At 64.9% G+C, this 6,434-nt stretch carries 7 protein-coding genes; 1 reads left to right on the top strand and 6 read right to left on the bottom strand.

Going from position 1 to position 6,434, the window contains the following annotated elements; all coding sequences use genetic code 11:
- Window positions 1-23: 23 nt before the first annotated feature.
- The 6 genes from CWO91_RS40945 to CWO91_RS40970 form a co-directional block, all read right to left on the bottom strand.
- Window positions 24-806, bottom strand: a complete 783-nt coding sequence (locus CWO91_RS40945; protein ID WP_130220986.1) for an ABC transporter ATP-binding protein — start codon at window positions 804-806, stop codon at window positions 24-26.
- The gene (locus tag CWO91_RS40950; RefSeq protein ID WP_130220987.1) at window positions 794-1,849 is read right to left on the bottom strand and encodes a dihydrodipicolinate synthase family protein; all 1,056 of its coding nucleotides are present in this window, start codon (window positions 1,847-1,849) and stop codon (window positions 794-796) included. The genes CWO91_RS40945 and CWO91_RS40950 overlap by 13 nt, the downstream gene beginning before the upstream one ends.
- Window positions 1,850-1,855: 6 nt before the next feature.
- Window positions 1,856-2,677, bottom strand: a complete 822-nt coding sequence (locus CWO91_RS40955; RefSeq protein WP_130220988.1) for a GNAT family N-acetyltransferase — start codon at window positions 2,675-2,677, stop codon at window positions 1,856-1,858.
- Window positions 2,664-3,701 (bottom strand): NAD-dependent epimerase/dehydratase family protein, encoded by a 1,038-nt coding sequence (locus CWO91_RS40960; protein WP_130220989.1) that lies wholly within the window; start codon window positions 3,699-3,701, stop codon window positions 2,664-2,666. Before CWO91_RS40960 ends, CWO91_RS40955 begins: the two co-directional genes overlap by 14 nt.
- 17 nt (window positions 3,702-3,718) lie before the next feature.
- Entirely contained in the window at window positions 3,719-4,489 is a 771-nt protein-coding gene (locus CWO91_RS40965; RefSeq protein ID WP_130220990.1) for an ABC transporter permease, read from the bottom strand.
- Between the two features lie 81 nt (window positions 4,490-4,570).
- Window positions 4,571-5,218 carry a TetR/AcrR family transcriptional regulator gene (locus CWO91_RS40970; RefSeq protein ID WP_130220991.1) on the bottom strand — a complete coding sequence of 216 codons (648 nt, stop codon included), beginning with the start codon at window positions 5,216-5,218 and terminating at the stop codon, window positions 4,571-4,573.
- Between the two features lie 101 nt (window positions 5,219-5,319).
- Between CWO91_RS40970 and CWO91_RS40975 the strand changes: the two genes are divergently transcribed.
- Window positions 5,320-6,336 (top strand): ABC transporter substrate-binding protein, encoded by a 1,017-nt coding sequence (locus CWO91_RS40975; RefSeq protein WP_130220992.1) that lies wholly within the window; start codon window positions 5,320-5,322, stop codon window positions 6,334-6,336.
- Window positions 6,337-6,434 lie beyond the last annotated feature (98 nt).

The raw sequence follows: 6,434 nt of genomic DNA on the forward strand, positions 1-6,434 counted from the left end.
GGGCTGAGCGAGGAGGCGGCAATTCACGCCGCGCCCAGACCCAGCTTCGCATAGATCCTTCGCGCATACGCACCGAACGCATCCGTGGTCTTGAGCGGAAGATCACGCGGGAAGGGCAGGTCGATCGCAAAATAATCGGCCATCTTCGCGGGTCCCGCCGTCAGCACGGCGCAATGCGAGGACAGGAAGACGGCTTCCTGGATCGAGTGCGTGACGAAGATGATGGTCTTGCCGCTCTCGCGCCAGATCCGCAGCATCTCCAGATTCATCTGCTCGCGCGTCAAGGCATCCAGCGCGCCGAACGGCTCGTCCATCAGGATCAGCTTTGGATCGTGGATGAAGGCGCGCGCGATCGCGGTGCGCTGCTGCATGCCGCCGGAGAGCTGCTGCGGATATTTATGCTCGTAGCCGGCAAGCCCGACCAGATTGAGCAGATCGCGCGCCCGTTCGCGCGCGGCCCTCATCGGCAGGCCGACGATCTCGGCCGGCAAGAGCACGTTGTCCAGGATGGTGCGCCACTTCAACAGCAGCGCCTGCTGGAACACCATGCCGATGTCGCGGGTCGGATCGAACGGGCTCTTGGCATTGCCTATTCTCACGGTGCCGCCGTCGGCGCCGTGCAGGCCGGCCAAAATCTTCATCACCGTGGTCTTGCCGCAGCCGGACGGGCCGACCAGCGAGACCAGCTCACCTTCCTGCACGTCCATGGTGACGTCGGAGACGGCGAGAAACTCGGCGCCGCCGCTGCGGTAGACTTTCCGGACGCCTTGCAGGCTGATGAAGGGCTCTTCGGTCATGCCAGCCATTTATTCAGGTTGGTGGCGACGAAGGCATCGTCGCTGAGATCGGCGTGCTCGCGATAGACACGATCGATCTCCTGCTTCTGGCCGGGGCTGAGGCCCTCGTCCGGATCGAGGCACCACAACCCTTTCATCAGGCCCTGGCGTCGCAGCACCTCATGGCAACCGGCGATGCAGCCGTGAAAATTGTTGGCGACGTCGAAGAACGCGCTGTTGCAGTCGGTGACGCGGGCATCGAGTGCGAGCAGGTCGGCCGGCACGCTGTCCTTGTGCCGTGCGGCCTTGCAGCGCTCGAACTGTTTGATGGCGCTCGCGGTCCACACCGACCAATGGCCGAGCAGACCGCCCTTGAAATAGGTTCGCGTGGTGACGCCGTTGTCGCGCAGGTCGAACGGCAGCATCAGGTCGAGCAGGATGTGATCGTCATTGCCGGTGTAGAACGCGACGCGGTCGAGCGCGCCGGCCGCCGCGACGCCGCGGAGCACGTCGAGAGTCCTGTAGCGGTTGAACGGCGCGATCTTGATCGCGATGACATTGTCGATTGAGGCGAAGCGTTGCCAGAACCGGCTCGACAGGACGACGCCGCCCACGGCCGGCTGGAGGTAGAAGCCGACCAGCGGAATCTCGGCGGCGATGGCGGTGCAATGCGCGATGATCTCGTCCTCGGAGGCGTTCCTCATCGCGGCGAGGCTGAGCAGGCCGGCGTGATAGCCGATGTCGCGCGCGGTGCGGGCCTCAGCGGTTGCCTGGCTGGTTGGGCCGGCCAGGCCTGCGACCATCGCCAATGGACGCTTGGTCCAGCTCGCGGCGGTCTCGGCGGCGAGCTCGAGCACAGGACGGTAGAGGCCGACGTCGCGGATCGCGAACTGGGTCGTATGCACGCCGACGGCAAGGCCGCCTGAGCCTGCGTCGATGTAATAGCGCGTCAGCGCGCGCTGATGCGTCTTGTCGAGCTGGCGTTCAGCGGTGAGTGCGAGGGGATGTGCCGGCAGCACGGTGCCCTCGGCGATCAGCTTGCGGATGTCGCTGTTGATCTGGCTGTGGTGCATGATGTCCTATCCGAATTCAGGGCCGGCGACGGCGAATGGCGTTTCTTCGGCGGCGATGGTGGCGGGGCCGAACCGCATGCGCTGGAACGGCCGCTCGATGGTCCAGCCAGAGGCGGTCAATCCCTCCAGGAACGCGCCCTGCGAGGCGACTGCGTCGAGCAGGAGCGGCCGGTCCTCGAACCCCGCGATCGCGTGAACCAGAGCCAGCGCTTCGGCGGCATGATCAGCGAACAAGGGACCGATATGGCGCGCGGTTCTGCCGTCGCGGACCAGCGCGATGCATCCGTTTGCTGCGACGATGCGTGACCCCGAGCGCTGTGCAAAGGCGGTCAGTAGAGCGGTCCGGTCGAACCCTGTGGCGCGCCGGTCGCGGGCACAAAGCGCCTCGAGCGTTGCGGCTGATGGCACCGGCGCGGATGCCTGCGCGGATTTCACCAGCTTCAGCCGTCGCAATTGCAGGGTCGGCGTGAACCCGAGCGGCCCGTAGACGGCGGCGCCGTCGGGCGTCGCATCGAGCCAGCTTGTGAGACCGTTCCTGCGCGCCGTTTCCAGGCAGGCATCGACGAGGCGCGTTGCAAGGCCGCGCCGGCGATGTGTTGCCGACACCAGCACCATACTGATCCAGGCGTTGTTGCCGGAATAGGGCAGCAGTGCTGCGGTCGCCACCAGCCGCGCGCCGTCGCGAATGCCGAACACGATGCCGTCGCGCAGAAAGATGCGCCAGTCCTCTTTGGTCTGGTTCCAGTGCGCTTCCGTCGACAGTGCTAGCCCGGCGATCGCGTCCTCGACGCCGAGCTTGATGATGGGCGGGCCGTCAGTAGCGTCCATCGCGCACCTCGTATTTGGTGGGCTTGCCGAGGCTCGGCATGGAGCGGGAGACCCAGTCCGCGGTCCAGGCGATCAACTGCTCGGTGTCGACGACGGGCAGGCCGAACAGCTCGACCGCCTTCGACGTGTCGGTCAGCCATGCCGTCGGCTCTTCCTTGCCTGTCAGCACCGGCGCGCGGCCGAACCTTGCGCCGAATTTTTGCGCGAGATCGCGCACCGCCAAAATCTCGTGGCCACTGACATTGATCGGCGAGGTCGGCGTCGTGCAATGGGCAAGGCAGCGCAGCGCCTGGGAGGACGCATCGCCCTGCCAGATGAAGTTGACGTGGCCCAGGCTGACGTCGATCGGCGTGCCCGTGAGCACTTTCGTGGCGATGTCGTGCAGCACGCCATAGCGCATGTCGATGGCGTAATTGAGCCGGAACAGGCGGCCCGGTGTTCCGAACTTGCGCGAAAAATACTCGAACATGCGCTCACGGCCGACGCAGGATTGGGCGTATTCCCCGGGCGGGTTCGGCGCCATGTCCTCGGTCGAGCCTTTGCCGTCGACGGGGACGAACGGATAGATGCAGCCGGTCGAGAATGCCACGATGCGGGAGGAGGGGAAGGCCTGCGCGACCAGGGCCGGCACATGCGCGTTCATCGCCCAGGTCAGTGACAGATCGCCCTCGGCGCCGAATTTGCGGCCGGCCATGAAGATGATGTTGGGCGCCTTCGGCAGCGCTTGAATTGCGCTCTCGTCCATCAGATCGCAATTGATGGTCTCGACGCCGCGCGCATGCAGCCAGTCTTTGACGCTGGCATCGCTGAAGCGCGCGACGCCAATGATGCGGCGATCCGGCACGGCGGCTTTCGCGAGCCCCGCCAGCGTTGGCCCCATTTTGCCGGCGACTCCGAGGATCATGATGTCGCCCTCAACCTTGGCGAGGTCGTCGATCAGCGCCTGCGTCGGCCGGCACAGGAGCTCGTCGAGCGCAGCGATGTCAGGAATGGTCTTCGGCAGCGTCTGACGGGTGAGCAGCATGGATTTGGTCCTTGGTCTTAGTTCTGCCTGGCGTCGCCGACCACGAACATGCGTTCGAGGGTGAGCACCAGGCCGTAGAGAGCGACCCCGAGCAGCGTCAGCAGCACGACCGCCATCACCATCGCCGGCGTATCGAGCGAGGACTGCACCTGGATCATGAGGTAGCCGAGCCCGCGCTCGGAGGCGATGAACTCGCCGACGATGGCGCCGGCGACCGCAAGGATGGCGCCGACCTTCATGCCGGAGAAGATGTAAGGCAGCGATCCCGGCAGCTGGATCTTGCGGAACAGCGTCCAGCGCGAGCCGCGCAGCGATTTGACGAGGTCGAGCAGATCCGGCTCGACCTCGCGCAGGCCGCGCGCGGTGGTGAGCAGGATCGGAAAGAAGCAGATGCTGAAGGCGATCAGGATGTTCGGCACGATGCCGTAGGAGAACCAGACGATGAAGAGCGGGCCGAGCGCGACCTTCGGGATCATGTTCAGTGTCACGAACAGCGGCAGCAGCACGAGGCTGAGCAACGGCGCCCAGCTGAAGATCACCGCGAGCGCGACGCCGACGAAAGCGCCGAGTGCGAAGCCGCCGAGGATCTCGATGGCGGTCACCAGCGTGTTGCCGCCCCAGGCATAGCCTGCGGTTCCCAACGTCTGCACGGTGGCAAGCGGCGAGGGCAGGATGAATTTCGGCACGTGGAAGGCATCGACCGTGACCTGCCAGAGCACGAGCACGGCGAGGTGCACGATCAGGATGATCGCAAAGCTGCGCGAGGCGCGGGCCGCGTCTCCTGTCACCGGTTGCTCCCTGTTGCCGCGGTCACCTGCCGCTGCGATGAGCCTAACCGGCCTTCAGGGAAGTTTCAACCAGTTGGTTGATTATGGCCGGAGCGACTGCAGCACCAGATCGGCGACGTGCCTGCGGCGGGCGCGGCGCTGGGCGCGGCTCGACAGGTCCTTGCCGAAGATCGCCGACAGCGTCGGCGTGTTGGAGAAGAAGAAATAGCTGAGGCCCGCAATCGAGATATAGAGCTGGACGGGATCGATCCCCTTGCGGAACACGCCCGCGCGCACCCCTTCGTTGAGGATGTGGGAGACGCTTCTCACCAGCGGGGAATGCATCGCTTCCAGCCGCCTCGAGCCGCGGACGTGGCGGGCGCCGCCGCGGTTCTCGTCGTTCAGGAGCACGATGAAATCAGGGTTTGCCGCCAGGTGGTCGAATGAGGCTTCGATCAGTCTGCGGATCGCCCTTTCCGGCGGCAGGCCTTCGAGATTGAGCCTGCGCTCTTGCTCGCGGATGTCCTCATAGACCCATTCGAGCACCGCGAGGTAGAGCGCGTCCTTGTCGCCGAAATAGTGATAGACGAGCTGCTTGTTGACGCCGGCACGCTCGGCGATCTCGTCGACGCGGGCCCCCGCAAAGCCGTGCCGGGCGAATTCCAGGCGCGCCGCCGTCAGCAGCTTGTTGCGGGTGGCGACGGGATCGCGGCGCTGCGGCACGGTGTCGCCAGATCGTTTTGCGGGCATTTCCAACCAAACAGTTGACAAGTTGAGGGCGGGCTTGTTGCATTGGTATCCTCACATGGGGAGAGCGACAAGCCGGGGTCGCGGCAATGAGGAGAGGTGCGATGAAGCATTTGCAGGCGGCGGGCTCTGCCCTGGTGTTGGCCCTGATGCTCGGTGTGTCGGCGGCGCCCGCGAGCGCGGGCGAGGCGGTCAATCTGATCCTGAACTGGACGCCGACGGCCGATCACTCGCCGTATTATTACGCCAAGGCGCAAGGCTGGTACGAGAAGGCCGGGATCGATCTGACGATCGAGACCGGCAAGGGCTCCGGTGTCTCCGCCGCCAAGGTCGGCTCCGGCGGTTCGCCGTTCGGCGTCGCCGATCTCGCCACCATGCTGGTGGCCAAGAGCAAGGGCGCCGACGCCGTTGCGGTGATGAGCGTCTACGCCAATACCGGCCAGACCTTCTACTGGCTGAAGAGTTATGGCGTGAACGGGGTGAAGGATTTCGCCGGGCACAAGATCGGCAATCCGCCAGGCGATGCCTCGCGCGTGATGTGGCCGGCCTTCGCCAAGGCCGCAGGCCTTGCGCCCGACTCCGTCGGCTTCGTCAATGTCGGGCCGACCGCGAAGATCGCGGCGCTGAAGAGCCACACCGTCGACATCATCAGCGACTTCTACAACGAGCATGATCTGAAGGTGATCGAGTTCGGGCCCGATCTCGGCTACGTCAACTGGAAGGACATCGGGCTCAATCCCTACGGCAATTCGCTGATCGTCAACGGCGCCTATCTCCAGAAGAATCCGAAGGTGGTCGAGGCGTTCGTGCGCGTCACGCAGAAGGCCTTCGCGGCCTGCGTCGCCGACGTCACGCCGTGCCTGAAAGCACTGCTCGATCAGGTCTCCGGTCTCGACAAGGAGAACCAGGAGCGCCAGTGGGAACGCATCAAGTTCCTGATGACCGACGAGTTCACGACGACGAAGGCGCTCGGCTGGATCGACGGCGAGCGGATGAAGAAAGACTACGAACTGGTGCAGACCTATCTCGGCATGGAGAAGCCGTTCGAGGTGACGACGGCGTTCACGACCAGGATGCTGGATCCGAGCATCAAGATGGATGCGAGCAAGGTGAAGAAGTAGGGAGGGGCCTGCCCCATACTCTCTGTCATCGCCCGCGTAGGCGGGCGATCCAGTATTCCAGAGACGTCTGAATTTGAGCCGAGAAGCTGCGGCGTACT

Source organism: Bradyrhizobium genosp. SA-3, assembly GCF_004212635.1.
Taxonomy (GTDB): Bacteria; Pseudomonadota; Alphaproteobacteria; order Rhizobiales; family Xanthobacteraceae; genus Bradyrhizobium.

What these genes read in the sequence shown, in the direction of transcription:
- CWO91_RS40975 (WP_130220992.1), top strand. Translation starts at nt 5,320, where the DNA reads ATGAAGCATTTGCAGGCGGCGGGCTCTGCCCTGGTGTTGGCCCTGATG.
- CWO91_RS40950 (WP_130220987.1), bottom strand. Translation starts at nt 1,849, where the DNA reads ATGCACCACAGCCAGATCAACAGCGACATCCGCAAGCTGATCGCCGAG.
- CWO91_RS40945 (WP_130220986.1), bottom strand. Translation starts at nt 806, where the DNA reads ATGGCTGGCATGACCGAAGAGCCCTTCATCAGCCTGCAAGGCGTCCGG.
- CWO91_RS40970 (WP_130220991.1), bottom strand. Translation starts at nt 5,218, where the DNA reads ATGCCCGCAAAACGATCTGGCGACACCGTGCCGCAGCGCCGCGATCCC.
- CWO91_RS40960 (WP_130220989.1), bottom strand. Translation starts at nt 3,701, where the DNA reads ATGCTGCTCACCCGTCAGACGCTGCCGAAGACCATTCCTGACATCGCT.
- CWO91_RS40955 (WP_130220988.1), bottom strand. Translation starts at nt 2,677, where the DNA reads ATGGACGCTACTGACGGCCCGCCCATCATCAAGCTCGGCGTCGAGGAC.